The sequence below is a fragment of the Streptomyces sp. NPDC001714 genome, assembly GCF_042892755.1.
Taxonomy (GTDB): domain Bacteria; phylum Actinomycetota; class Actinomycetes; order Streptomycetales; family Streptomycetaceae; genus Streptomyces.
The window spans coordinates 301416-326564 of sequence record NZ_JBIAUL010000014.1; the positions used below are offsets into that span (position 1 = coordinate 301416).

Genomic DNA, 25149 nt, shown 5'->3' on the forward strand with positions numbered 1-25149 from the left:
TCCGCCAGCCAGAAACAGTTCAGTAGAGGAAGATGATCACTGTGACCGAAGCAACCGCCACCGCGGGAGCACTGAAGCGCCTCTCCGACGAGGGCGTCTCGATCTGGCTGGACGACCTGTCGCGCAAGCGGATCAGCACCGGCAACCTCGCGGAGCTCGTCGCGAACCGCAACGTCGTGGGCGTGACCACGAACCCGTCGATCTTCCAGGCCGCCATCGGCTCCGGCGAGGGGTACGAGGAGCAGCTCGCCGACCTGGCCGTGCGGGGGGTGACGGTCGAGGAGGCCGTGCGGATGATGACGACGCAGGACGTGCGGGCCGCCGCGGACATTCTGCATTCTGTATACGATGTATCTCATGGCGCGGACGGCCGGGTGTCCATCGAGGTCGACCCCCGCCTCGCCCACGACACCGCCGCCACCGTCGCCGAGGCCAAGCAGCTCTTCTGGCTGGTCGACCGCCCCAACGTGATGATCAAGATCCCGGCCACCGAGGCCGGTCTCCCGGCGATCACCGCGGTCGTCGCCGAGGGCATCAGCGTCAACGTCACGCTGATCTTCTCCCTGGAGCGCTACCGCGCGGTCATGGCCGCCTACCTGGCCGGCCTGGAGCAGGCCGCCGCCAAGGGCCTGGATCTGTCCACGATCCACTCCGTGGCCTCCTTCTTCGTCTCCCGCGTGGACAGCGAGATCGACAAGCGGCTGACGGTCATCGGCACGGACGAGGCGCTCGCGCTGAAGGGCAAGGCGGCGCTGGCGAACGCGCGGCTCGCCTACGAGGCGTACGAGGAGGTCTTCGCCGGCGACCGCTGGACGGCCCTGGCGACGGCCGGCGCCAACAAGCAGCGCCCGCTGTGGGCCTCCACCGGCGTCAAGGACCCGGCCTACAAGGACACCCTCTACGTCGACGAGCTGGTGGCCCCCGGCACCGTCAACACCATGCCGGAGGCGACGCTGAACGCGACCGCCGACCACGGTGACATCCACGGCGACACGGTGACCGGCGGCTACGCGCAGGCCCGTGCGGACCTGGAAGCGGTGGAGCGGCTCGGCATCTCCTACGACGAGGTCGTGGGCAAGCTGGAGGACGAGGGCGTCGCCAAGTTCGAGGTGGCCTGGCAGGAGCTGCTGGACGCCGTCACGAAGTCCCTGGACAGCAAGGGAGTTGAGGCGTAATGAGCGAGACCGCCAAGGAGGTGCGGGTGCCGGTGGTGCCCGCCGCCGACTGGGACAACCCGTTGCGCGACGCGCGCGACCGGCGGCTGCCGCGGGTCGCGGGGCCGTCGGGTCTGGTCATCTTCGGGGTGACCGGCGACCTGTCCCGCAAGAAGCTGATGCCTGCCGTCTACGACCTGGCCAACCGCGGTCTCCTGCCGCCGGGCTTCTCGCTCGTGGGCTTCGCCCGCCGGGACTGGGAGGACCAGGACTTCGCCCAGGTCGTCCACGACGCGGTGCGCGAGCACGCCCGGACCCCGTTCCAGGAGGAGGTCTGGCAGCAGCTGGCCGAGGGCATGCGGTTCATCCCCGGCGACTTCGACGACGACACCGCCTTCAAGCAGCTCAGGTCGGCCGTCGACGAGCTGGACTCGTCCCGGGGCACCGGCGGCAACTTCGCGTTCTACCTCTCGGTGCCGCCGAAGTTCTTCCCGAAGGTCGTGCAGCAGCTGAAGAAGGTCGGCCTGGCGACCCCGCCGGCCGGGTCCTGGCGGCGGGCGGTCATCGAGAAGCCGTTCGGCCACGACCTGGCGTCGGCGCAGGACCTGAACGCGGTCGTGCACGACGTGTTCGATCCGGACCAGGTGTTCCGCATCGACCACTACCTGGGCAAGGAGACCGTCCAGAACATCCTGGCGCTGCGCTTCGCCAACCAGATGTACGAGCCGATCTGGAACCGGTCGTACGTCGACCACGTGCAGATCACGATGGCCGAGGACATCGGCATCGGCGGCCGTGCGGGGTACTACGACGGCATCGGCTCGGCCCGTGACGTCATCCAGAACCACCTGCTCCAGCTGATGGCCCTCACCGCCATGGAGGAGCCGATCGCGTTCGACGCGGACGCGCTGCTCACCGAGAAGCTGAAGGTCCTGAAGTCGGTGCGGCTGCCGGAGGACCTGGGCCGGCACACCGTGCGCGGGCAGTACGCCGAGGGCTGGCAGGGCGGCGAGAAGGTGATCGGCTACCTCCAGGAGGACGGTATCGACCCCAAGTCGAAGACCGACACCTACGCGGCCGTCAAGCTCGGCATCGACAACCGCCGCTGGGCGGGCGTCCCCTTCTACCTGCGCACCGGCAAACGGCTCGGCCGCCGGGTCACCGAGATCGCGGTGGTCTTCAAGCGGGCCCCGCACTCCCCCTTCGACTCCACGGCCACCGAGGAACTCGGCGCGAACGCGATCGTCATCCGCGTCCAGCCCGACGAGGGCATGACCGTCCGGTTCGGCTCCAAGGTGCCGGGCACCTCGATGGAGATCCGGGACGTGACGATGGACTTCGCGTACGGCGAGTCGTTCACGGAGTCCAGCCCGGAGGCGTACGAGCGGCTCATCCTGGACGTGCTGCTCGGCGACGCGAATTTGTTCCCTCGTCACCAGGAAGTGGAAGAGTCCTGGAAGATCCTCGACCCGATCGAGACGTACTGGGCAAAGCATGGTAAGCCCGCACAGTACGAGTCGGGCAGCTGGGGACCGCAGGAAGCCGACGAGATGCTCGCACGAGACGGACGGAGCTGGCGCAGGCCATGAAGATCGACCTGACCGACACCACGGCAAGCAAGATCAACAAGGCGCTGGTGCAGGGCCGCCGCGCCATCGGCACGCCCGCCGTGGGCATGGTCCTGACGATGGTGATCGTCACGGACGAGGAGAACGCCTACGACTCGATCAAGGCGGCCGAGGAGGCCTCGCACGAGCACCCCTCGCGCACCCTGGTCGTCATCAAGCGGCACGCCCGCACGCTGCGCGACCGCACCACCTCCCGCCTCGACGCGGAGGTCCGGGTCGGCTCCGAGGCCGGCACCGGCGAGACGGTCGTGCTGCGCACGTACGGCGAGGTCTCCGACCACGCCGACTCGGTGGTGCTGCCGCTGCTGCTGCCGGACGCCCCGGTGGTCGTGTGGTGGCCGGTGGAGGCCCCGGACACGCCGTCCAAGGACCCGCTCGGCGCGCTCGCCCAGCGCCGGATCACCGACCTGTACGCGGTCGAGCGGCCGATGCAGGTCCTGGAGACCCGCGCCCGCAACTACGCGCCCGGTGACACCGACCTGGCCTGGACCCGGCTCACCCTGTGGCGGTCGATGCTGGCCGCCGCCCTCGACCAGGCACGCGCCGACGTGACCTCGGCGGCCGTCGAGGCCGAGGCGGACAACCCCAGCGCCGAACTCCTCGCCCGCTGGCTCGAGGCGCGGCTGAAGGTCAAGGTGGACCGCGTGGTCTCCCCCGGCCCGGTCGTGACCAAGGTGCGGCTCGGCACCGCGAGCGGCGAGATCGTCATCGACCGCCCCGAGGGTCCGCTGGCCACCCTGACCCTGCCGGGCCAGCCGCCGCGCACCCTCGCCCTGAAGGTCCGCCCCACCTCCGAACTCATCGCCGAGGAACTGCGCCGCCTCGACGCCGACGAGATGTACGCCGTCGCCCTTCAGGGCGAGGGCACCAAGGAGACCGCTTCCCATGCCTGACACCCCCGAGCTCACCCGGCGGCCCGAGTGGGCCGCCCTGGAGGACCACCGGGCCGAGGGACAGCCCGTCCTGCGTGAGCTGTTCGCGGCCGACCCGGCGCGCGCCGAGCGGTACGTCGTGCGGGTCGGCGACCTGCACATCGACTACAGCAAGCACCTGATCACGGACGAGACCCTGGCCCTGCTCCAGGAACTGGCCACCGCCACCGACGTGTTCGGGCTGCGGGACGCGATGTTCCGCGGCGAGAAGATCAACATCACCGAGCGGCGGGCGGTCCTGCACACCGCGCTGCGCGCCCCGCGCGACGCGGTGGTCGAGGTCGACGGGGTGAACGTCGTCCCGGCGGTGCACGCCGTGCTCGACAAGATGGGCGGCTTCGCCGAGCGGGTCCGCTCCGGCGAGTGGACCGGCCACACCGGCAAGCGGATCCGGAACGTCGTCAACATCGGCATCGGCGGCTCGGACCTGGGCCCGGCGATGGCCTACGAGGCCCTCCGTGCCTTCACGGCACGGGACTTGACGTTCCGTTTCGTGTCCAACGTGGACGGCGCCGACCTGCACGAGGCGACCCGCGACCTGGACCCGGCGGAGACGCTGTTCATCGTCGCGTCGAAGACGTTCACCACGATCGAGACCATCACCAACGCGACCTCGGCGCGCACCTGGCTGCTCGACGGGCTGGGGGGCGACGAGAAGGCCGTCGCGAAGCACTTCGTGGCCCTGTCCACGAACGCCGGCAAGGTGACGGAGTTCGGCATCGACCCGGACAACATGTTCGAGTTCTGGGACTGGGTCGGCGGCCGTTACTCGTACGACTCGGCGATCGGCCTCTCGCTGATGATCGCGATCGGCCCGGACCGCTTCCGTGAGATGCTGGACGGCTTCCACCTGGTCGACGAGCACTTCCGCACCGCTCCCGCCGAGGCCAACGCACCGCTGCTGCTGGGGCTGTTGGGCGTCTGGTACGGCAACTTCCACGACGCCCAGTCGCACGCGGTGCTGCCGTACAGCCACTACCTGTCCAAGTTCACCGCCTACCTGCAGCAGCTGGACATGGAGTCCAACGGCAAGTCGGTCGACCGGGACGGCCGGCCGGTGCGGTGGCAGACCGGTCCGGTGGTGTGGGGCACGCCGGGCACCAACGGGCAGCACGCGTACTACCAGTTGATCCACCAGGGCACCAAGCTGATCCCGGCGGACTTCATCGGCTTCGCCGAGCCGGTCGCCGAGCTGAGCGGTGAACTCAAGGCACAGCACGACCTGCTGATGGCGAACTTCTTCGCCCAGACCCAGGCGCTGGCCTTCGGCAAGACCGCTGACGAGGTCCGCGCGGAAGGCGTGGCCGAGGAGCAGGTGGCGCACCGCACCTTCCGGGGCAACCACCCCACCACGACGATCCTGGCCCGCGAGCTGACCCCGTCGGTCCTCGGCCAGCTCGTGTCCCTCTACGAGCACAAGGTCTTCGTGCAGGGCGCGATCTGGAACATCGACTCCTTCGACCAGTGGGGCGTGGAGCTGGGCAAGGTGCTCGCCAAGCGCATCGAGCCCGCCCTGACGGAGGGCGCCGACGTGCCCGGCCTGGATTCCTCCACCGCCGGGCTCGTGGCCGCGTACCGAACGCTTAGGAATTGAATCCTCACTCTCGCGAACGAGGGTGATTCCTGGCTCTCGCAGCCCGGTGGAAACAGCATTCCCGCCAGGTCTTACGCGATCAGCGCCAGCCGGGTCGAAACCTGCCCGGCAGCGTGCTCGGTTCTCACACGCCGAGCTCCGTAACTTACACCACACGAATGGATCACGCAAAGTGACTGTCATGCAGCTCGGACTGATCGGCCTCGGCAAGATGGGCGGCAACATGCGCGAGCGGATCCGCCGCGCAGGCCACACCGTCATCGGCTACGACCGCAACCCCGACGTCTCCGACGTCAAGTCCCTCGAGGAACTGGTCGAGAAGCTCGACGCCCCGCGCACCGTATGGGTGATGGTCCCGGCCGGCCACGCCACCCAGTCCGTCGTCGACGAGCTCAAGGACCTGCTGTCCGAGGGCGACACCGTGGTCGACGGCGGCAACTCCCGCTGGACGGACGACGAGAAGCACGCCGCCGAACTCGGCATCAAGGGCATCGGCTTCGTCGACGCCGGTGTCTCCGGCGGTGTGTGGGGCCTGCAGAACGGCTACGCCCTGATGGTCGGCGGCGACAAGCAGCACGTCGAGCGGCTGCAGCCGATCTTCGAAGCGCTCAAGCCGGAGGGCCCGTACGGCTACGTCCACGCCGGCAGGGTCGGCGCCGGGCACTTCTCCAAGATGGTCCACAACGGCATCGAGTACGCCATGATGCAGGCGTATGCGGAGGGCTGGGAGCTTCTCGAGAAGGTCAAGTCCGTGGACAACGTCCGCGAGGTCTTCCGCTCCTGGCAGGAGGGCACCGTCATCCGTTCCTGGCTGCTCGACCTCGCGGTCAACGCGCTGGACGACGACGAGCACCTGGACAAGCTGAAGGGCTTCGCGCAGGACTCCGGCGAGGGCCGCTGGACCGTCGAGGCGGCCATCGACAACGCGGTGCCGCTGCCCGCGATCACGGCCTCCCTCTTCGCCCGGTTCGCGTCCCGCCAGGACGACTCCCCGCAGATGAAGATGATCGCGGCGCTGCGCAACCAGTTCGGCGGCCACGCCGTCGAGTCGAAGTAGGTGCGCCGTGGGGGACCTCCTCCTGGTCCGCCACGGTGAGACGGAGTGGAGCGTGTCGGGCCAGCACACCAGCTGGACCGACCTGCCCCTCACGCAGCACGGCGAGGAACAGGCCAAGTCCCTCGCCCCGCTCCTCACCGACCGGACCTTTGCACTGGCTCTGTCCAGCCCGCTGGACCGCGCGATACGCACCGCCGAACTGGCCGGTCTGACCGGCGTCGTGCCCGACCCCGACCTGCACGAATGGGACTACGGCGGCTACGAGGGCGTCACCACGGTGGAGATCCACCGCACCCGCCCCGACTGGTACCTGTGGACCGACGGCGTCCCGCCGGGCCCCGAGGGCCACCCCGGCGAGTCACCCGAGCAGATCGGCGAGCGGGCCGACCGGGTGCTCCGAAAGGTCGAGACGGCACTCAACACCGGCACGGGTGACGTGATCCTGGTGGCTCACGCCCACTTCCTGCGGGTGCTGACGGCCCGCCGCCTGGGGCTGCCGCCCGCCGAGGGCAGGCTGTTCCAGCTGGCGACCGGGACCGTCAGCCGGCTGTCCACCGAGCACGGGTGGCCCGTGATCGCGGAGTGGAACAAGCAGCCGTAACGCATCATGGACGGCCCGCCAGTGGCAACTGGCGGGCCGTTTCCACGTGTTGGCCCCGGGCAGTCACCGGCAGCTCTCCCGGCGCCACAGCGGGGAATGTTTCTACGGCCCCTTTCCTAACCCCTTGTCGAAAGTCCCGTGAAGCCCATAGCCTGACGCGGCGCCGGTGCCGTCGTAGGCCCCGGCCCGGCCGTGACGGGATGGGAGGGGCACCGCGTGAAGCGCACATCGCGTGACATCCGCACCGCGAACCGCTACGAGGTGCTGCGCCAGATCATCGCCCGGTCCCCCACCTCCCGGCAGGAGCTGGCGGCCGCCGCCGAGCTGAGCGTGGCCACGGTCGCCACCCTCGTCGGCGAACTGCTCGACCTCCGGATGATCACCGAGGTCGGCTTCGAGGACTCCGCGGGCGGCCGCCCCCGGGGACTCGTCGCCGTCAACTCCTCGGGCGGCGCCCTGATCGGCGTCGACATGGCGGAGACGTACGTCCGGGTCGAGTTGTTCGACCTGGGGCTGAACGTGCTGGCCCGCGCGGTGGAGGACATGCGCCCGGGTGAGAGCCGGCCCCAGCAGGCCGTCGCCCACGTCGCCACGGCCGTCGGCTCGGTGGTCGCCCAGGCCGGGATCGAGGGCGCGCGGGTGCTGGGCGTCGGGGTGAGCGTGCCGGGGCAGGTGGACCGGGCCACCGGCATCGCCGAGTACGCGCCCAACTGGGACTGGCACGACGTGCCGTTGCTGGACCTGCTCGCCGAGCACATCGCCTATCCGTTGTACCTCGACAACCCGCTGCGGGCGAGTGCCGTGGCCGAGCTGTGGTTCGGGGCGGCGCGCGGGCGCGAGGACGCCGTGGTGGTGAACCTCGGCACCGGGGTCGGCGCCGGGCTGGTGCTGGGCGGCGGGCTGTACCGCGGAGTGAGCAACAGCGCCGGCGAGTGGGGCCATACGACGCTCGTGCTGGACGGCCGGCTGTGCCACTGCGGCAACCACGGCTGCGTCGAGACGTACGTCGGCGCCCCCGGCATCATGCTCAACCTGCGCGAGCTCAGCCCCCGCTCCACGCTGTTGCACCCCGAGGACCAGACCGCCACGATCGACGCCCTGACCGACGGGGTGGCCGCGGGCGATCCGGTGGCCGTCAAGGTGGTCCGGGACACGGCCCGTTACCTGGGCGCGGGCATCGCGGACCTGGTGAACCTGTACAACCCCGAGGTGGTCGTGCTCAGCAGCTGGGTCGCCAAGAAGCTGGGCACACCGCTGCTCGACGAAGTGCGCGAGGCCGTCCGGCGGCACGCGCTGAGGCGGCCGTTCGCCGCCACCGAGATCGTCCTCTCCCCCGTCCCCACCGACCCGGTCTGCCTGGGCGCCGCCACCTTCGCGCTGGAGGGCGCCCTGCAGGCCGTGGGACAGAGGGCACCGAAACGCACCACCCCCGCAAGGAGCCGTACCGCACGACCTTCATGACGACGGAAGGGATGCTCGTGTCTCACCCCCACCGCAGGAGATCGGTCCTCCTGACGGCCGCGGCCGCGCTGGCCGTCGCCGGACCCCTGATATCCGCCCCGCCCACCTCGGCCGCGACCGGCACCGCCGCCGAGGTCGCTCCGCACGCCGCCCAGACCATCGACGACATCGGCGCCTCGGGCGCCTGGTGGGTCAACGACCTCCAGCACTTCTCCCCCAAGGTGCAGGCCCGGGTGGCGAAGCTGCTCTTCTCCAAGCAGGGCCTGGACCTCAGCTCGTACCGCTACAACATCGGCGGTGGCGGGGTCGCGGTCACCACTCCGGCCCGGGCCGCCGAGGACTTCCTGAACGCCGACGGCTCCTACGACTGGAGCAAGGACAAGGGCGGTCGGACCTTCCTCGAGTACGCCGCGAAGTACGGCGTCGAGGACCTGATCGGCTTCGTCAACAGCGCGCCCGCCCAGTGGACCACCAACGGGCAGAGCTGCGGCGGGCAGTTGAAGCCGGAGAACGAGGGCGACTACGCCAAGTACATCGCCGACGTCACCCAGCACTTCGCCGGGCAGGGCGTGAAGCTGGACTACATCAGCCCCTTCAACGAGCCGGACAACGACTTCGGTTCGTGCGGCCAGGAGGGCATGAAGGTCACCGTCGACCAACGCGACGACATCGTGCGGGCGCTCGGCGCCGAGCAGCAGGCCCGGCACCAGAAGACCTCGATCATCGCCGACGAGTCCAGCCAGACCACCCAGTTCGTCTCCGAGCTCCCGCAGTGGATCTCGCAGCCGGGCACCGCCCAGTACGTGTCCGCGCTCGCCCACCACACGTACAACAACCCGAACGACGGCCAACTCGCCAACGTCTACGAGACGTCGAGGAGCGTCGGACAGAAGTCCTGGGCCACCGAGATCTGCTGCTTCGGCAAGGGCTCGACGGGCTGGAACCAGGAGTACGACCCGTCCATCGACAGCGCCCTGCTGACGTCCCGGATCATCTACAAGGACTTCGCGAGCGCCCACGACTCGGCCTTCCAGTGGTGGGTGGCGCTGGCCAGCGGCTACGGCACCGACCCGTACACGAAGAACGACGTCGGCTGGAACGACGGCCTGATCTACTACGACCCCGACTACGCGACGAACGGCAACCAGACCCTGTACTTCACCAAGCGGTACTACGCGCTCGGCCAGTACAGCAAGTTCGTCAGACCCGGCTCGGTCGCGCACAACGTGACCGGGGCGCCGGACGGGGTCGAGGTGTCGGCGTACGACAGCGGCGGGAGGTGGGTGGTCGTGGTCAACAACCACAACACGACCGACACCCCGCTGAGTCTGCACTTCAACAACGCGGCGCCGAAACGGGCCAGGGAGGCGGTGCGGACGTCGGCCACCGAGGACTGGGCCGACGTGGCGAAACCGTCGGTGAGTGCGGGGACGGTCTCGGCCACCCTCGCCGCCCGCTCGATCACGACGTACGTCTTCGACCAGAAGGGCCACGACAGTTCGGCCGTCACCGGCGCGCTGGCGGGCAGGCAGTCCGGCAAGTGCCTGACGGCGGGCGCCTCCGGGGCCGCGATCGCCACCTGCACGGGCGCGGCGGACCAGTCCTGGTCGTACGACGCGGACGGCACCCTGAAGGGCGCGAACGGCTATCTGACGGCCTCGGGTTCCGGTCTGACGGCCACCGCCGGCCCCACCGGTGACGCAAGCCAGCGCTGGCTCCTGAACGCCAACGGGCAGATCCTCAGCGAGGCGTCCGGCAAGTGCCTGGACGTCAGCGGGCAGGCCACCGCCGACGGCAGCAAGGTGATCCTCTACAGCTGCAACAGCGGCAGCAACGAGGCCTGGACCAGGCGGTAACCGCACCGCGCCACCCCGACCGAGGGCCGCCGGCCGCTCCCTGGCCCGGCGGCCCTCAACTCACCCTGCTCTCCTCCCTGTTCGCCATCCCGAACCGGGTACAACGTTTCGCGCAGACTTCGTCCAACCTCTTGCCGAAGTGTTAGCCGAAGGTTAACGTCCCGCTCCGCGACGCATTTTCAGCCATCTGGTTCCGAGGTCCCACGGGCCGTAGAGGCACAGCCGCACTCGACAGACAAGGACGTCAGCATGTCGGCACTCAGCAACAACAACTGGTCCCGCCGGTCTCTCTTCCGGGCAGCCGCGGGCATGGCCGCCGCCGGCACGCTGGCCGCGTGCGGCAGCAACAACGGCAGAGGCGGGGGCAGCGGATCGGGCACCCAGCTCACCCAGTACTTCCACGCCTACGGCGAGGCGGGCACCGAGCAGGCCCTCAAGCGGTACGCGGCGGCCTACAAGAAGGCCGATGTGAGCACCAGCTGGATCACGGGCAACAACTTCGAGTCCGCGCTCTTCGCGGCCCTGCTCACCAAGAAGGCCCCCGACGTCTTCGAGTTCCACCCGCAGCTGCAGCTCGTCAAGAGCGGCCAGGTGGCGGACCTGAGCGACCTCATCGACCCGGTCAAGGACGACTTCAACCCGAACGACATCAACTCCCACACGGTCGACGGCAAGATCTACGGGATCCGGATGATCGACGACCCGCAGTTCTTCTACTACCGCAAGTCGATGCTGGAGAAGGCCAAGGTCGACGTGCCGACCACGCTCGACGAGCTGATCGAGGCCGCTGCCAAACTCACCACGAGCAAGGTCAAGGGCGTCTTCCTCGGCAACGACTTCACCGCGATCCAGAACACCCTGATCTGGTCGGCCGGCGCCGACACCCTCGACGCGAAGAACCAGATCGCCTACCACACCCCGGGCGTCATCGAGGGCCTGAAGAAGCTCCGGACCCTGTTCACCAGCGGCCACGTGCTGCTGGACGCCCCGACCGACTTCTGGGACCCCTCCTCGCTCAACCAGGGCCTGTGCGCCATCCAGTGGGGCGGCATGTGGTCCATGCCGGCCATGCAGAAGGCGCTCGGCGACGACCTCGGCATCTTCCCGTTCCCGAAGATCGGCAGCGCCGGCAAGCCCTCGGTCTACAACGGCGGCTGGTCGATCTTCGTCAACGCCAAGGGGAAGAACGTCGACGCGGCCAAGGAGTACGTCAAGTGGCTGTGGATCGACCAGAAGCAGTACCAGGAGGACTGGGCCACGTCGTACGGCTTCCACATCCCGCCGCGCACCTCGATAGCCCAGTCGGCCACCAAGCTGAAGTCGGGCCTGCCCGCTGAGGGCGTCAAGCTCTTCACCGACTACGGCCACTTCGACAACATCGGCTTCGACCAGACCATGATCACCGCCTTCAACGACGTGATCGCCTCCTCCGTGCGCAAGAACGGAGACCCCGAGGCCGCGCTCGACGCCTGCGACAAGAAGGTCGACGTCGAACTCAAGAAGCTGTTCGGATAGGCCGCCGGGAAGTCCACGACATGTCGACCACCACCACACGCGGGGTCGCCCAGCCCGCCCCGGCCAAGGCCTCTTCGGCCCGGCCGCGGCGGGGCCTGCGGGGCAACCCGACGCTCAACTTCTGGCTCTTCACGGGGCCGTTCCTCATCGGCCTGGTGATCTTCGTCTTCGTGCCGATCGTCTGGAGCTTCTGGCTCAGCTTCTTCGACGCCCGGTACACCGTCACGCCGAGCCATTTCATCGGCTTCGACAACTACAAGCAGATCCTGACCAACAGCAACTTCCCCTCCTCGCTGGTGACGTTCACCGTGTTCGCCGCGTTCATCGTGCCGACCACCTGGGCGCTGTCGCTGGGCCTCGCGCTCCTGGTGAACCAGCTGCGCTTCATGAGGGCGTTCTTCCGGTCGGTGTTCTTCCTGCCCACCGCCGTCTCCTACGTGGCCGCGGCGCTGATCTGGAAGATGTCCATCTTCAACGGTGTCCGGTTCGGTCTGGCGAACACCGTCATGAGCTGGTTCGGCGTGGACAACACGTCCTGGATATCCAACCCCAGCCCGCCCTGGTACTGGCTGGTCATCGTGACCCTGCGGCTGTGGATCCAGGCCGGCTTCTACATGATCCTGTTCCTGGCGGCGCTGCAGAACATCCCGCCGGAGCTGTACGAGGCCGCCTCCATCGACGGCGCCAAGCGGGGCTGGCAGACCTTCCGGTACATCACACTGCCCCAACTGCGCGCCACCTCCACCGCGGTGATCCTGCTGCTGCTCATCGCCGCCTACCAGGCCTTCGACGAGTTCTTCAACATCATCGGGACCAAGGCGACCTGGGCGCAGACTCCGCTCATGGAGCTGTACAAAACGGCTTTGGGCACCGATCAGGACTACGGCGCCGGCAGCGCGGGCGCGGTCATCCTGTCGGTGCTGATCTGCATCGTCACCCTGGCCCAGGGCAAGATCATGGGCTTCGGCGGAGGGGAGGAAAAGTGACCGTCACCGCACCGCACGTCCGCAAGGGCCGCAAGAAGCGCGGAGGCGTCCTCGGCAACACCGGCCTGTACATCGCCGTCTGTGTCGCCGCCTTCCTCTTCCTGATCCCCTTCTACCTGATCGTCCGCAACTCGCTCTCCACCGACCCGGAGATCACGGGTGAGAACTGGAAGCTGCTGCCCTCCTTCCAGTGGGGCAACATCTCCGAGCTCTTCGACGACCCCACCGTCGAGTTCGCCCACTCCATGTGGAACTCCACGGTGATCGCCGTCCTGAGCACCGTCGGCACCCTGTTGTTCTGCTCCATGGCGGGATACGGTCTCGCCCGCATCCCGTACAAGCACGCCAACAAGGTCTTCTACGCGGTTCTGGCGACCCTGATGGTCCCCACGGCTGTCACCTTCGTGCCCAGCTTCGTGCTGGTCTCGTCCCTCGGCTGGATCGACACCTACCGCGGCATGATCGTTCCGGGCCTGTTCAGTGGTTTCACCTGCTTCCTTTTCCGGCAGTACTTCCTGGGATTCCCCAAGGAACTGGAGGAGGCGGCACGTGTGGACGGGCTCGGCTACTGGGGCGCGTACTGGCGGATCGTCGTACCCAACTCGCTGAACTTCTTCGCGGCGATAGCCACGATCACGTTCATCAGCGGCTGGAACGCCTTCCTGTGGCCGCTGGTCATCGGCCAGGACCCGAATGCCTGGACCGTGCAGGTCGCGCTCTCCTCCTTCATGACCAACCAGACCGTGAACTTCCATCTGATCTTCATGGCGACCGCCATCTCCATCCTGCCCCTGGTGTTCGTGTTCCTCTTCCTCCAGCGCTGGCTGGTCCAGGGGATCGCGCAGACCGGCATCAAGGGCTGACCCGCCTCGGACACACCTCGAAAGACCTGGAGACCGATGTCTTTCCGCTCTGCCACGGCTGTCGACTACGTCGAGGACGTCTCACCGGGCTCCGGGGCCCTGCCGCCCCGCGCCTGGTACCCCACCTCGGACGCCATGTCCCTCTCCCTGAACGGCAGTTGGCGTTTCCGGCTGTCGCCGACGGCGGACGCCGAGGACGACTCGTTCGCCGAGCCTGGGTACGACGCCGGTGGCTGGGCGGAGGTGTCGGTCCCGGGGCACTGGGTGCTCCAGGGGCATGGCGCACCGATCTACACGAACCACCTCTACCCGTTCCCGGTCGACCCGCCCAGGGTCCCGACCGAGAACCCCACCGGTGACCACCTGCGGTTCTTCGACCTGCCCGCGGACTGGGACCCGGCGGACGGCGGCACGCTCCTGCGCTTCGACGGCGTCGAGTCCTGCGCCCGGGTGTGGCTGAACGGCACGGACATCGGCGAGTTCAAGGGCTCCCGGCTGCCGCACGAGTTCGCGGTCGGCCATCTGCTGAAGCCGGCCGGCAACGTGCTCGCCGTCCGCGTCCACCAGTGGTCGGCCGGCTCCTACCTGGAGGACCAGGACCAGTGGTGGCTGCCCGGCATCTTCCGGGACGTGACCCTGCTGCACCGCCCGGCCGGCAGCGCCCTCGACTTCTTCGTGCACGCCTCCTACGACCATGTCCGCGGCACGGGCACACTCCGCGTCGACTCCGACGTGGACGGCAGGGTCAGCGTTCCGGAGCTGGGCATCGACATCGCCACCGGCGAGCCGGTCACCGTCCCGGTCGAAGCGTGGACGGCCGAGACCCCGAGGCTGTACGACGGGGTGCTGGCCACCGAGGGCGAGCGGGTGCCGTTGCGGATCGGCTTCCGGACCGTCGCCGTCGAAGACGGACTGATCAAGGTCAACGGACGGCCCGTCCTCTTCAAGGGCGTCAACCGGCACGAGTGGCACCCCGAGAAGGGCCGCGCCCTCGACCTGGAGACCATGCGCGCGGACGTGCTGCTGATGAAGCGGTACAACATCAACGCGGTCCGCACCTCCCACTACCCGCCGCACCCGGCCTTCCTCGACCTGTGCGACGAGTACGGGCTGTGGGTGATCGACGAGTGCGACCTGGAGACCCACGGCTTCACCGAGCAGGCCTGGCGGGACAACCCGGTCGACGACGACCGCTGGACCCCGGCGCTGCTCGACCGGGCCGCGCGGATGGTCGAGCGCGACAAGAACCACCCGTCGGTGGTGATCTGGTCCCTGGGCAACGAGGCCGGCACCGGCCGGGGCCTGACCGCGATGGCCGAGTGGATCCACGGCCGGGACGCGTCTCGGCTCGTGCACTACGAGGGTGACATCGACTGCCGGGACACGGACGTCTATTCACGGATGTACGCCGACCACGCCGAGGTCGAGCGGATCGGCCGCAAACTGGACGGCGGCACCCACCGGCGTCGCCAACTCCCCTTCATCCTCTGCGAGTACGGGCACGCGATGGGCAACGGTCCCGGTGGCCTCGCCGACTACCAGCGGATCTTCGAGTCGCACGACCGGTTGCAGGGCGGCTTCATCTGGGAGTGGATCGACCACGGCATCGAGGACGAGCGCTACGGCTACGCCTACGGCGGCGACTTCGGCGAGGAGCTGCACGACGGGAACTTCGTCTGCGACGGGCTGGTCTTCCCCGACCGGGAGCCCTCCCCCGGGCTGGTGGAGTACAAGAAGGTGATCGAGCCCGTCAGCGTCGAGGGCGACGGCGCGAGCGGGACCGTACACGTCACCAACAGGTACGACTTCGCCGATCTGTCCGCGCTGGACTTCGAGTGGTCGTACCAGGTCGGCGGCGAGACCGTCGAGTCGGGCCCGTTGGCCGTACCGGCCCTGGCGGCCGGTGAGTCGGCGGAGGTGAAGCTGCCGGAGCCGCCGGTCGCCACGGGCAGCGGCGAGACGCAGTGGACGGTACGGGCGGTGCTGGCGGCCGACACCGCCTGGGGACCGCGGGGCCATGTGGTGGGCTGGGGCCAGTTCCCGGTCTCGGGACGGCAGTTGCCGGCCTTCGCCGCCTCCGCCGGACCGGAGATGTCCGGCGACGGGCTGATCACCCTCGGCCCGGCCGTCTTCGACGCCCGCAGCGGCGCGCTGCGCAGCATCGGTTCGGTGGCGGTGACCGGACTGCGGCTGGACGTGTGGCGGGCGACTACCGACAACGACGACGGCGCCGCCTGGCAGAGCGACATCCGCTACGGCTCGCTGTGGCGGAAGTTCGGTCTGCACCGGATGCGGCACCGCCTGGACGGGGTGGAGCCGGCCGCGGACGCCCTGACCGTGCGCACCCGGGTGGCGCCCGCCGCCTGGGAGTTCGGGCTGGTGACCGTGTACCGCTGGACCACGGACGGCAGCCGCCTCGGGCTCACCGTCTCCGTGACCCCCGACGGCGACTGGACGGTGCCGCTGCCCCGGCTCGGCGTCCGTTTCGGGCTGTCGTCGGCCGACCGTGTGCAGTGGTTCGGCGGCGGACCGGGCGAGGCGTATCCGGACACCAAAGCGGCTTCGATGGTGGGCCGTTGGCAGTCGACGGTGGACGACCTGCAGACGCCGTACCTGCGTCCTCAGGAGAACGGCGCCCGCGCGGACGTCCGTTGGGCGGAGATCGGCGGGCTGCGGATCGAGGGCGACCCGGAGTTCTGGTTCACGGCGCGCCGCTGGACCACCGAACAGCTGGACGCGGCCACTCACCGCACCGATCTCACCCCGGGCACTGCATCCGACAGCGGCTCCGCCGCGGGGGTGTGGGTCAACCTGGACCACGGCCAGCACGGCATCGGCTCGCAGTCCTGCGGACCGGGTGTCCTGCCGCCGTACCAACTCCACGCCGGACCGGCCGAGTTCTCCTTCGTGTTCTCGGACATCGGCTGATCCGCACCGCCCTGGAAGGCCCCGGACCGGGCGTGGTCCGGGGCCTTCGGCCCGTTCAGCGGCCGTGCCCGGCGGCCCCGCAGCGGTACAGGGTGTAGCGCGCGACGTGGACCGGTGAGCAGTGGGCGATGGCCCAGCGGACCAGGGCCCGGCCCGGGGTCTTCGCGCCCCGGGCGCGGTGGGTGAGGTCGGCCGCGGAGAGCAGGACGTAGCGGAGCCGGCCGGTGTCGATCAGGTGGTGGAAGGTGCCGGGTGCGGGGTACGGCACATGGGCGGTGAAGCCGCCGAGCGGGAGGACGGCGGCGTTGTCCGAGAGGATGTACGGCGCCGCCATCTGCCAGCGGGGCACGGCGGCCAGGTAGCGTGCGCCGTCGCGGTGGGCGGTGAGGTAGGCGAGGACGCGCTGCTGGGCCGGGGTGAGGGCGGAGGCGGCGTTGCGGGTGGCGATGCTTCCCGGGCCGATGCGGCCGAAGCCGCCGGGCTGGTTGTAGCGCAGGGAGATCGCGGACCCGGACCAGACGGCGGGGACGACCAGGACCGCGGCGAGGGCGACGGCCAGCGCGGTGCGGCGCGGACGTGACCCGCCGACGGCGAAGAGGACCAGCGCCGGCAGCGCCAGGACCGCGGCGACGCCGACCGACCAGGTGAAGAAGCGCGGGTAGTACAGGGTGAGGGCCGCGCACCAGCCGACGTTGACGGCGAGGACCGCGCACAGCACGCTCCGGCGGCGCACCCGGGTCACGGCCGTCGCGGCCAGGGCCGACAGGCCGACCGCCACCACACCCATGTAGTAGGTGTGTCCGGTCACGCTGCCGAAGCTGAAGACCAGGAAGAACGTCACCAGCCAGACGCTCCACAGCAGGTACCCGGCCAGGTAGGGATCGGTGCGCCGCGGGCGGCGCCGCCACAGCGCGACCAGCCCGGCGGCCAGGCCCAGCGCCGCCAGCGGGTACAGCCAGCCCGTCTGACTGGCCAGGCCGGGGCTGAACATCTTCCAGACGCTCTCCCCCATCCCCGCCGAAGCCCTGCCGTGCGCCCGGTCGGCGACGATGCTCCCGGTGCCGGCCGCGTCGACGCCCAGCGCCTGGAAGCGGGTCAGGAAGTTGTAGCCGACGACCAGGGCGATCGGCGAGTTGTCGGTCGTGCCGTCGAGGTAGGGGCGGGCGGTGGCCGGGGTGAGGCCGGCGGCCAGCATCCAGGACAGGGACACCGCCAGCATGACCGCCCCGGAGACGGCGAGGTCCCGGATCCGGCGGCGCACCGTGGTCGGCGCGGCCACCAGGTAGGTCACGGCCAGCGCCGGCAGCACCGCCCAGGCCTCCAGCATCTTGCACTGGAAGGCCACCCCGACCCAGACGCCCGCCAGGACGAGGGTGCGCAGCCGGGCGCGGGCGGTGGCCCGTTGGGTGGCCTCGGCGGCCAGCAGCAACAGCAGGACGAACGGCGCGTCCTCGGTGACCGAGCGGCCGAGGCCCACGGTGACCGGGGTGAGGGTGAGGAAGGCGGCGGCCAGCAGCCCGGCCGGTACGCCGGCCCAGCGCCGTACCACCACGTGGAGCAGGACCACCGAGGCCACGCCCTCCAGGGCCTGCGGGACCACCAGGGACCACGGGTGGAAGCCGAGGACCAGCGCCGACAGGGCCTGCGGCCACAGGAAGCCGGGCAGCTTGTCCAGGGTGATGGAGTTGCCCGGGTCGAAGGAGCCGTAGAGGAAGGCGACCGGGTTGTCGGTCATGCTGCGGACCGCGCTCGCGTAGAAGGAGTGGTACGCGCTGTGCCAGATGCCCCAGAAGAAGAGCAGCGCGGCGACGGTGGCGATGCCGGCGAGGATCGGGCGCTCGTAGCGCTGGGTACGGCCCCGCGCCCGGGTCGGCGGGGGTGGCGGCCCCTCGACACGGACGAGCGGCTCGGCGCTGACAGGGCTCGGCATCGCGGACGGCCTCCAGGACTCCCGGTGTCCAGGGCTTCCAGAACGCCCTGGAGTGCTACGGCCTGTAGGACGACTGGATTCCGGCGAACGTCACTTCCGGGTTGTCAAGGAACATTCAGGATGTTCGTGAGTATCGCTCATGAAAGCTGTAAGAATCCTGAACCCTGCCCGTGTCTCACCGCCCGGCATGCTGGGCCGCGAGGCGCACCGGCGCGTTCTGGGCGCCGTATCCGCGATATCCGGGATCCCGCTCGACCAGTTCGAAGAACACCCGTCCGACCGTCCGGGTGTAGCAGTGCCGGAAGACCCCGCCCGCCTCGCGGTCGTAGAGGATGCCGAGGTCGCGGTACGTCTCCAGCTCGCCGTCGGTGAACTCGTACCGGGCGGCGAGGTCGTCGTGGTAGTTGGCGGGGATGGGCAGCAGACCGCCACCGGCCGCCCGGAAGGCACGGGCGGCGGCGACCACGTCCTCGACGGCCAGCGCGATGTGCTGGGCGTGCAGGGTGTCGTCGGCCGGGGCCGCGCCGACCCCGAGGGCGATCCGGACGCTCCCGTCGGCGTTGGTGACGGCGCGGGAGCGCAGCAGCCCGTAGGGGTCGGCGACGTCGACGCTCTCCTGGGCGTGCAGGCCGAGGACGCTGCGGTGGAAGAGGGTCGCCTCGTCGTACTGGTGCCAGGGCTGGACGAGCGCGAGGTGGTCGATGTGCGCCGGGCCCGGCACCGGTTCGTGCGGTACCTCGGCGAAGTCGGCCCGCCAGTCGGGGAGTTCGTGGGCGTGGCCGGTGCCGCAGAAGAACAGTTCCGTGCCGTCGGGGGCGGCGACCGCGTCGAGCGGGGCGTCCTGCGGGGCGCGGCGGCGGGGCAGCACGGGGGCGAGCAGGGCCTCGGCACGGCGGGCGGCGGCCACCGGGTCCGGTGACTCCAGCCCGATCGCCGCGAGCCCGGTCCCGTCGATGGGGGTCCCCCCGCTCGAGCGAAGCCGAGAGTGGGGGAGGGCGGCGGGCCCGGTGTTGACCAGGATCCGGGCCTCTCCCCGCTCCCACAAGTCGACGGGCTTGCTCCGATGACGCGCGGTGCGGGCGAAGCCGAGGGCGCCGAGCAGCGCCGAGACGGGTTCGGCGTCCGGCGTGACGAGTTCGGCGAAGGCGAGTCCCGTCGGCACGACCGGCGCGGGCAGCTCCCCCACCCCGACGGTCTCCTGGAGCACCAGGAGCGAACGGTGCGCGTCGACGGCGGTCGGCCCGGCCTCGGCCTGCCGGAAGACGTCGTTGAAGACCTCGAGGGAGAGCGGCCCGTCGTACCCCGCGCGCAGCACGTGCCGCACGAGCCCGGCGACGTCGAACCCGCCCTGTCCGGGGAAGCACCGGTAGTGCCGGCTCCACTGGAGCACGTCCATCGCGAGCAACGGCGCGTCGGCCAGCTGGAGGAAGAAGATCTTCTCACCGGGGATGTCCTCGATGCCCTTGGGATCGGTCCCGCGGGAGAGGATGTGGAAGCTGTCGAGACAGGTCCCGAGCGCCGGGTGCCCGGCCGCCTCGACGATCCGCCAGGCGTGGTCGTACGTACTCACGTGCCGCCCCCAGGCGAGCGCCTCGTAGGCGACGCGGATGCCGAAGTCCTGGGCGAGCGTCGCCAGTCGGGAGAGCTGCTCGGCCGCGAGATCGTCGTCGTCGATCGCGAGCGGGGCGACGGAGGAGCAGACGAGGACGGTGTCGACGCCCAGTTCCCCCATGAGCTCGAACTTGTGCCGGGCGCGACGGAGGTTGCGCCCGAACTCGTCCTCCGGGACGGCTTCGATGTCCCGCATGGGTTGGTAGAGATCGACGGTCAGCCCGAGGTCGGCGCACCGAGTCCGTATCTCGCGTGGAGACAGCGGGCTGGCGAGCAGGTCGTTCTCGAAGATCTCGACCCCGTCGAACCCGGCCCGGGAGGCAGCGGCGAGCTTCTCGGTCAGTGACCCACTGAGCGAGACAGTAGCGATGGAAGTACGCATGGCCCTTTTCCTTACGTCCACTGCAACGCGCCCCTTCAGGGGCGCGGGGCTGTATCGATGTGCGGCTGCCGCCGCGTGGGCGCGACCAGCCACCACCGGCCCGCACCGGTCACACAACCTGCCCCGCCGACCTCTCACCCAACTCCGCGATGTCGGCAAGCATCCGACCACTGTCCGGCTCCCTCCCCGTGAACAACCGGAACGCATCCACGGCCTGGAACACCGCCATCCCACCCCCGTCCAGCACGGCACACCCCAACGCCCGTGCGGTACGGACCAGTTCGGTCTCCAGTGGCCGGTACACGACCTCAGCCACCCACAGCCCCGGATGCAGCAACTCCGCAGCCACCGGAATCCCCGGATGCGCGGCCATCCCGGTAGGCGTCGCGTGGACGAGCCCGTCCGCACCGGCCAGCAATTCCGGCAGGCGCTCCAGGCCCGCGGCCACCGCGCGGCCGGCCCCGAACTGCCCGCACAACTGCTCGGCCAACCCGGCCGCCCGTTCGGCCACCGCGTCCACAACGGTCACCCGCTCGGCCCCCAGCGTGAGCGTCGCGTGCGCGACCGCGGCCCCGGCGCCCCCGGCACCGAGCTGTACGACCCTCTCCAGCGAAGCGTCCCGCAGCCCGCGCGCGAACGACGCCGCGAACCCGGTGACGTCCGTGTTGTGGCCGACGGCCCTCCCGTCGGCCTCGAAGACCACCGTGTTGACCGCGCCGAGCGCCTCGGCCTGCGGGGCGAGTGCGTCGAGGTGCGGGATGACCAGCTGCTTGCAGGGGTGCGTGATGTTCAGCCCGTCGAAACCGAGGTCCCGCGCGGCCCGCACCAGCTCCCCCACGGCCTCCGGCGGAACGCCGAGCACGTCGATGTCGATCAGCCGGTACAGGTACCGCAGCCCCTGCCGGTCGGCCTCGCGCTCGTGCAGGGCGGGGCTGAGCGACGGGCCGATACCGGAACCGATCAGCCCGACGAGATACGAGTCCTTGGCCACGTGGCCCTCCAGAGCGGCATCGCAAACGTTAATGTACGAACTAGTACGTTAGCTATAACACCGGAGGCCACGACAGGGGAAGACCTCGTCGGCAACACCTCCGCCCCGGGCTTCTACAATCTCCGCACCGGCCTCCCCCGCGAAGGAACCGATAGGAACCCGATGACCAGCGTCGACGAACCGGCACAGACCAACGGGCGGCTCCGTGACGCCGCGCGCACCCAGGCCGAGATCCTCGACGTGGCCACCCAGGAGTTCGCCCGGGCCGGCTACGACGGGGCGCGCGTGGACGAGATCGCGGCCCGTACCCGCACCACGAAGCGGATGATCTACTACTACTTCGGCGGCAAGGAGCAGCTGTTCACGGCGGTCCTGGAGCGCGCGTACGGCGTGATCCGCGAAGCCGAGCAGCAGCTGGACGTCGAGCACCTGGACCCGGTCGCGGCGATCCGCCGGCTCGCCGAGCTGACCTTCGACCACCACGAGCAGCACCCGGACTTCATCCGGCTGGTCAGCATCGAGAACATCCACGGCGCCGAGCACATCGCGGCCTCCGAGAAGCTCGGCAGGATCGGCTCGCCGGCGCTCGAGGTGATCCGCCGGATCCTGGCCGCCGGGCAGGAGTCCGGCCTGTTCACGGCCGACGTGGACGCCGTCGACCTGCACGCGCTGATCAGCTCGTTCTGCTTCTTCCGGGTGGCGAACCGGCACACCTTCGGCGCGCTCTTCGGCCGCGACCTGGTGGACCCGGCGCAGCGCGCGCACTACCGGACCATGCTCGGCGACATGGTGATCGCCTACCTCACCGCGGAGCGCGCGGCGGACTGACCGCGCCCGGCGGCGAACACCGGACGGGACCGGACGGGACCGGCACGACCTCTTGACACCGGGGAAACGCGAGCGCAACATCCGTAGCCATCGCGACTAACTACCCAGTGGGTTAATTAGCACCCGGCCCCTGGTCCGCCGACCCCGTATCCCTGGGAACCGGCCTTCTCCCCCGCCGCTCACTCCGCCTACGTTGGAGTTTCCCGAAGGAGCACCGCCGTGTCCGTCCCCGCCCAGTCCGCCGCCACCGCCGTTCCACCCGGTGGCCAGCCGAGGAAGGCCGCCCTGGCCGCCTGGATCGGCAGCGCCCTGGAGTACTACGACTTCTTCGTCTACGGCAGCGCGGCCGCGCTGATCTTCCCGAAGATCTTCTTCGACGATTCGGACCCGGCCACCGCGACCCTGCTGTCGCTGGCCACCTTCGGTGTCGCGTACGCGGCCCGGCCGGTCGGCGCGCTGTTCCTCGGACACTTCGGGGACCGGATCGGCCGCAAGAAGATCATGGTCTTCACGCTGCTGCTGATGGGCCTGTCGACGTTCCTGATCGGCTGTCTGCCGACCCGTGCCCAGGTGGGCGGCCTCGCCCCGGTGCTGCTCGTGCTGTGCCGGGTGCTCCAGGGGATCTCGGCCGCCGGTGAGCAGGCCAGCGCGAGTTCCATGAGCCTGGAACACGCGCCGCCGAACCGGCGCGGCTTCTTCACCAGTTTCACCCTCAGCGGCACCCAGGGCGGCCAGCTGATCGCCACCCTCGTCTTCCTCCTGGTCTCGCAGCTGCCCGAGGACCAGCTGATGTCCTGGGGCTGGCGGGTGCCGTTCTGGCTGAGTGTCGCGGTGGCCGTCACCGGCTGGTTCATCCGGCGCAAACTCCAGGAGACCCCGGCCTTCGCCGAGCAGGCGGCGACCGAGGGTGTAGTACGGCTGCCGCTGGTGACGCTGCTGCGGTACCACTGGGCGGACGTGCTGCGGGTGATCGGGGGCGCGCTGATCGCCTCGGTGAGCACGATCTTCACGGTGTGGGCGCTGGCGTACGCGACGAGCGACTCGGTCGGGATGTCGAAGACGTCGATGCTGTGGGTGGGTGCGCTGGCGAACCTGGTGGCACTGGGCGCGATCCCGGCGTGGGCGACGCTGTCGGACCGGATCGGCCGGCGGCCGGTGTACCTCATCGGTGCGGTGGGCAGCGCGGTGGCGATGTTCGGCTACCTGTGGGCGATCTCCACCGGCTCGTACCCGCTGATCATGATTCTCGGGATCGTCGCCTTCGGTGTCGTCTACAGCGCGGCGAACGGGGTCTGGCCCTCCTTCTACGGCGAGATGTTCTCGACCCGGGTACGGCTGTCGGGCATGGCGATCGGTACCCAGATCGGGTTCGCGGTCGCCGGGTTCGCGGTGACCTTCGCGGCGCGGATCGCGGGTCCGGGCGGCGACGACTGGTCGGCGGTGGCGCTGTTCACGGCCGCGCTGTGCGTGCCGCCGGTGATCGCCGCGCTGTCCGCCCGCGAGACCCACACGGTGGCCACCGAGGACCTCGGGTCCCGCACCCCCGGCGAGGCGTCGCGGCCGGAGACCGTGACGGCCTGAGCCCGCGGCCGGGAAGCAGGCACACGTCCGCCCGGGCCGGCGCCCGGGCGGACCGTCGCCATCCCCCTGAAGGAGATTTGGTCCCACGCCGTTCACACCCTGGACATGAGCGACGACCTGCGGGGATGCCGTTCGGTGCGATCGTGGGCGGTAGGCCGCCGAGCACGCTCCACCGCTCCCGCGCGCGGCCTCTCCAGGTCGGTCCGGCACCGTGTCCGACAACCTCGAGCAACGGCGGGGAACCGATGAGCCCGAGCACAGCTGACCGTCCTGAACAGACCGTCGCCGAAGGCGACGCCGACACCGCGGCCGGAGTCAAGCCGCTGCTCGACGCCCCGCAGAACGCCGCGGCGGGCGTCGCGATGTGGATCTTCGTGGTCGGCCCGCTGATCTGCCTGGTCGTCGCGGTGCCGCTGCTGTGGGGGCGGGGCCTGTCGGCGCTGGACGTCACCATGGCCGTGGTCGCCTACCTCGTGTCCGGCTTCGGCCTCACGGTCGGCTATCACCGCCTCTTCACGCACCGCTCGTTCAAGGCGAAGCGGGGTCTGCGCATCGCTCTGGCGGTCGCGGGCTCGCTGGGGATCGAGGGCTCGCCGGTGCAGTGGGTGGCGAACCACCGCCGCCACCACGCCTTCGCCGACCGCGAGGGCGACCCGCACTCGCCCTGGCGCTTCGGAACCGACACGCGCGCGCTGCTCAAGGGGCTGCTCCACGCGCACATCGGCTGGATGCTCAAGCGCGAGCTGAGCAACCGGGCCAGGTTCGCGCCCGACATCGACGCCGACCGCGACCTGCGGATCGTCGGCCGGCTCTTCGGGCCGCTGACCGTCGTCTCGCTGCTGGCCCCCGCGCTGGTCGGCGGGCTCGTCACCGGCACCTGGGCCGGTGCGCTGACCGGGTTCTTCTGGGCCGGCGTGATGCGGATGGCGCTGCTGCACCACGTGACCTGGTCGGTGAACTCGGTCTGCCACGTCGCGGGCAGGCGCCCGTTCGCCAGCCGGGACAAGGCCACCAACTTCTGGCCGCTCGCCCTGCTGTCCTTCGGCGAGAGCTGGCACAACTCGCACCACGCCGATCCCACGGGCGCGCGCCACGGTGTACTGCCGGGCCAGATAGACCCGTCGGCACGGCTGATCCGGATCTTCGAGAAGCTGGGCTGGGCCCACGACGTCCGCTGGCCGAGCGCGGACCGGCTCGGCGCCCGCCTGCTGCCCGAGCCGGCCGGACGGCAGGAGTCGGCGGCCTGACGCC

18 protein-coding genes are annotated in these 25149 nt (G+C 70.0%); 15 read left to right on the top strand and 3 right to left on the bottom strand.

Annotation, left to right across the window (positions count from 1 at the left end; all coding sequences use genetic code 11):
• Nucleotides 1-32: 32 nt before the first annotated feature.
• The 12 genes from tal to ACFY0P_RS33415 all read left to right on the top strand — a co-directional run bounded on the left by tal (nt 33) and on the right by ACFY0P_RS33415 (nt 16575).
• A complete protein-coding gene (gene tal / locus ACFY0P_RS33360) occupies nt 33-1175 on the top strand; it encodes a transaldolase (protein ID WP_388921520.1) in 1143 nt (380 codons plus the stop codon).
• Nucleotides 1175-2743 (top strand): glucose-6-phosphate dehydrogenase, encoded by a 1569-nt coding sequence (zwf, locus tag ACFY0P_RS33365; protein WP_388921523.1) that lies wholly within the window; start codon nt 1175-1177, stop codon nt 2741-2743. The genes tal and zwf overlap by 1 nt, the downstream gene beginning before the upstream one ends.
• Nucleotides 2740-3675 carry a glucose-6-phosphate dehydrogenase assembly protein OpcA gene (gene opcA, locus ACFY0P_RS33370; RefSeq protein WP_388921526.1) on the top strand — a complete coding sequence of 312 codons (936 nt, stop codon included), beginning with the start codon at nt 2740-2742 and terminating at the stop codon, nt 3673-3675. Before zwf ends, opcA begins: the two co-directional genes overlap by 4 nt.
• A complete protein-coding gene (gene pgi, locus ACFY0P_RS33375; RefSeq protein ID WP_388921529.1) occupies nt 3668-5308 on the top strand; it encodes a glucose-6-phosphate isomerase in 1641 nt (546 codons plus the stop codon). The genes opcA and pgi overlap by 8 nt, the downstream gene beginning before the upstream one ends.
• A 46-nt stretch (nt 5309-5354) precedes the next feature.
• Nucleotides 5355-6365, top strand: a complete 1011-nt coding sequence (gene gnd / locus ACFY0P_RS33380) for a phosphogluconate dehydrogenase (NAD(+)-dependent, decarboxylating) (protein WP_388921532.1) — start codon at nt 5355-5357, stop codon at nt 6363-6365.
• Nucleotides 6366-6372: 7 nt separating this feature from the next.
• Entirely contained in the window at nt 6373-6966 is a 594-nt protein-coding gene (locus tag ACFY0P_RS33385) for a histidine phosphatase family protein (RefSeq protein ID WP_388921535.1), read from the top strand.
• Nucleotides 6967-7182: 216 nt separating this feature from the next.
• Nucleotides 7183-8427: an ROK family protein gene (locus ACFY0P_RS33390; RefSeq protein ID WP_388921538.1), complete on the top strand. Its 1245-nt coding sequence runs from the start codon at nt 7183-7185 to the stop codon at nt 8425-8427.
• 11 nt (nt 8428-8438) lie between these two features.
• On the top strand, nt 8439-10283 hold the full coding sequence (locus ACFY0P_RS33395; RefSeq protein WP_388921541.1) for a glycoside hydrolase: 1845 nt from the start codon (nt 8439-8441) through the stop codon (nt 10281-10283).
• A gap of 249 nt (nt 10284-10532) precedes the next feature.
• Nucleotides 10533-11798: an ABC transporter substrate-binding protein gene (locus tag ACFY0P_RS33400; RefSeq protein WP_388921544.1), complete on the top strand. Its 1266-nt coding sequence runs from the start codon at nt 10533-10535 to the stop codon at nt 11796-11798.
• 20 nt (nt 11799-11818) lie between these two features.
• On the top strand, nt 11819-12784 hold the full coding sequence (locus ACFY0P_RS33405) for a carbohydrate ABC transporter permease (RefSeq protein WP_388921547.1): 966 nt from the start codon (nt 11819-11821) through the stop codon (nt 12782-12784).
• Nucleotides 12781-13647 (top strand): carbohydrate ABC transporter permease, encoded by an 867-nt coding sequence (locus tag ACFY0P_RS33410; RefSeq protein ID WP_388921550.1) that lies wholly within the window; start codon nt 12781-12783, stop codon nt 13645-13647. The genes ACFY0P_RS33405 and ACFY0P_RS33410 overlap by 4 nt, the downstream gene beginning before the upstream one ends.
• A gap of 36 nt (nt 13648-13683) precedes the next feature.
• The gene (locus tag ACFY0P_RS33415) at nt 13684-16575 is read left to right on the top strand and encodes a glycoside hydrolase family 2 TIM barrel-domain containing protein (protein ID WP_388921553.1); all 2892 of its coding nucleotides are present in this window, start codon (nt 13684-13686) and stop codon (nt 16573-16575) included.
• 55 nt (nt 16576-16630) lie between these two features.
• On the opposite strand, the gene ACFY0P_RS33420 is transcribed toward ACFY0P_RS33415, so the two are convergent.
• The 3 genes from ACFY0P_RS33420 to ACFY0P_RS33430 all read right to left on the bottom strand — a co-directional run bounded on the left by ACFY0P_RS33420 (nt 16631) and on the right by ACFY0P_RS33430 (nt 21489).
• A complete protein-coding gene (locus ACFY0P_RS33420) occupies nt 16631-18505 on the bottom strand; it encodes an ArnT family glycosyltransferase (RefSeq protein WP_388921556.1) in 1875 nt (624 codons plus the stop codon).
• Nucleotides 18506-18680: 175 nt separating this feature from the next.
• Nucleotides 18681-20498 carry a TIM barrel protein gene (locus ACFY0P_RS33425; protein ID WP_388921559.1) on the bottom strand — a complete coding sequence of 606 codons (1818 nt, stop codon included), beginning with the start codon at nt 20496-20498 and terminating at the stop codon, nt 18681-18683.
• A gap of 109 nt (nt 20499-20607) precedes the next feature.
• Nucleotides 20608-21489, bottom strand: a complete 882-nt coding sequence (locus ACFY0P_RS33430) for a shikimate dehydrogenase (protein WP_388921562.1) — start codon at nt 21487-21489, stop codon at nt 20608-20610.
• A gap of 162 nt (nt 21490-21651) precedes the next feature.
• Between ACFY0P_RS33430 and ACFY0P_RS33435 the strand changes: the two genes are divergently transcribed.
• From ACFY0P_RS33435 to ACFY0P_RS33445, 3 genes are all read left to right on the top strand, one after another.
• Complete coding sequence (locus tag ACFY0P_RS33435; RefSeq protein ID WP_388921565.1) at nt 21652-22317, top strand: TetR/AcrR family transcriptional regulator; 666 nt, start codon at nt 21652-21654, stop codon at nt 22315-22317.
• Nucleotides 22318-22536: 219 nt separating this feature from the next.
• Nucleotides 22537-23898: an MFS transporter gene (locus tag ACFY0P_RS33440; protein ID WP_388921568.1), complete on the top strand. Its 1362-nt coding sequence runs from the start codon at nt 22537-22539 to the stop codon at nt 23896-23898.
• Between the two features lie 245 nt (nt 23899-24143).
• Nucleotides 24144-25145 carry an acyl-CoA desaturase gene (locus ACFY0P_RS33445; RefSeq protein ID WP_388921571.1) on the top strand — a complete coding sequence of 334 codons (1002 nt, stop codon included), beginning with the start codon at nt 24144-24146 and terminating at the stop codon, nt 25143-25145.
• The last annotated feature ends 4 nt before the right edge of the window (nt 25146-25149 follow it).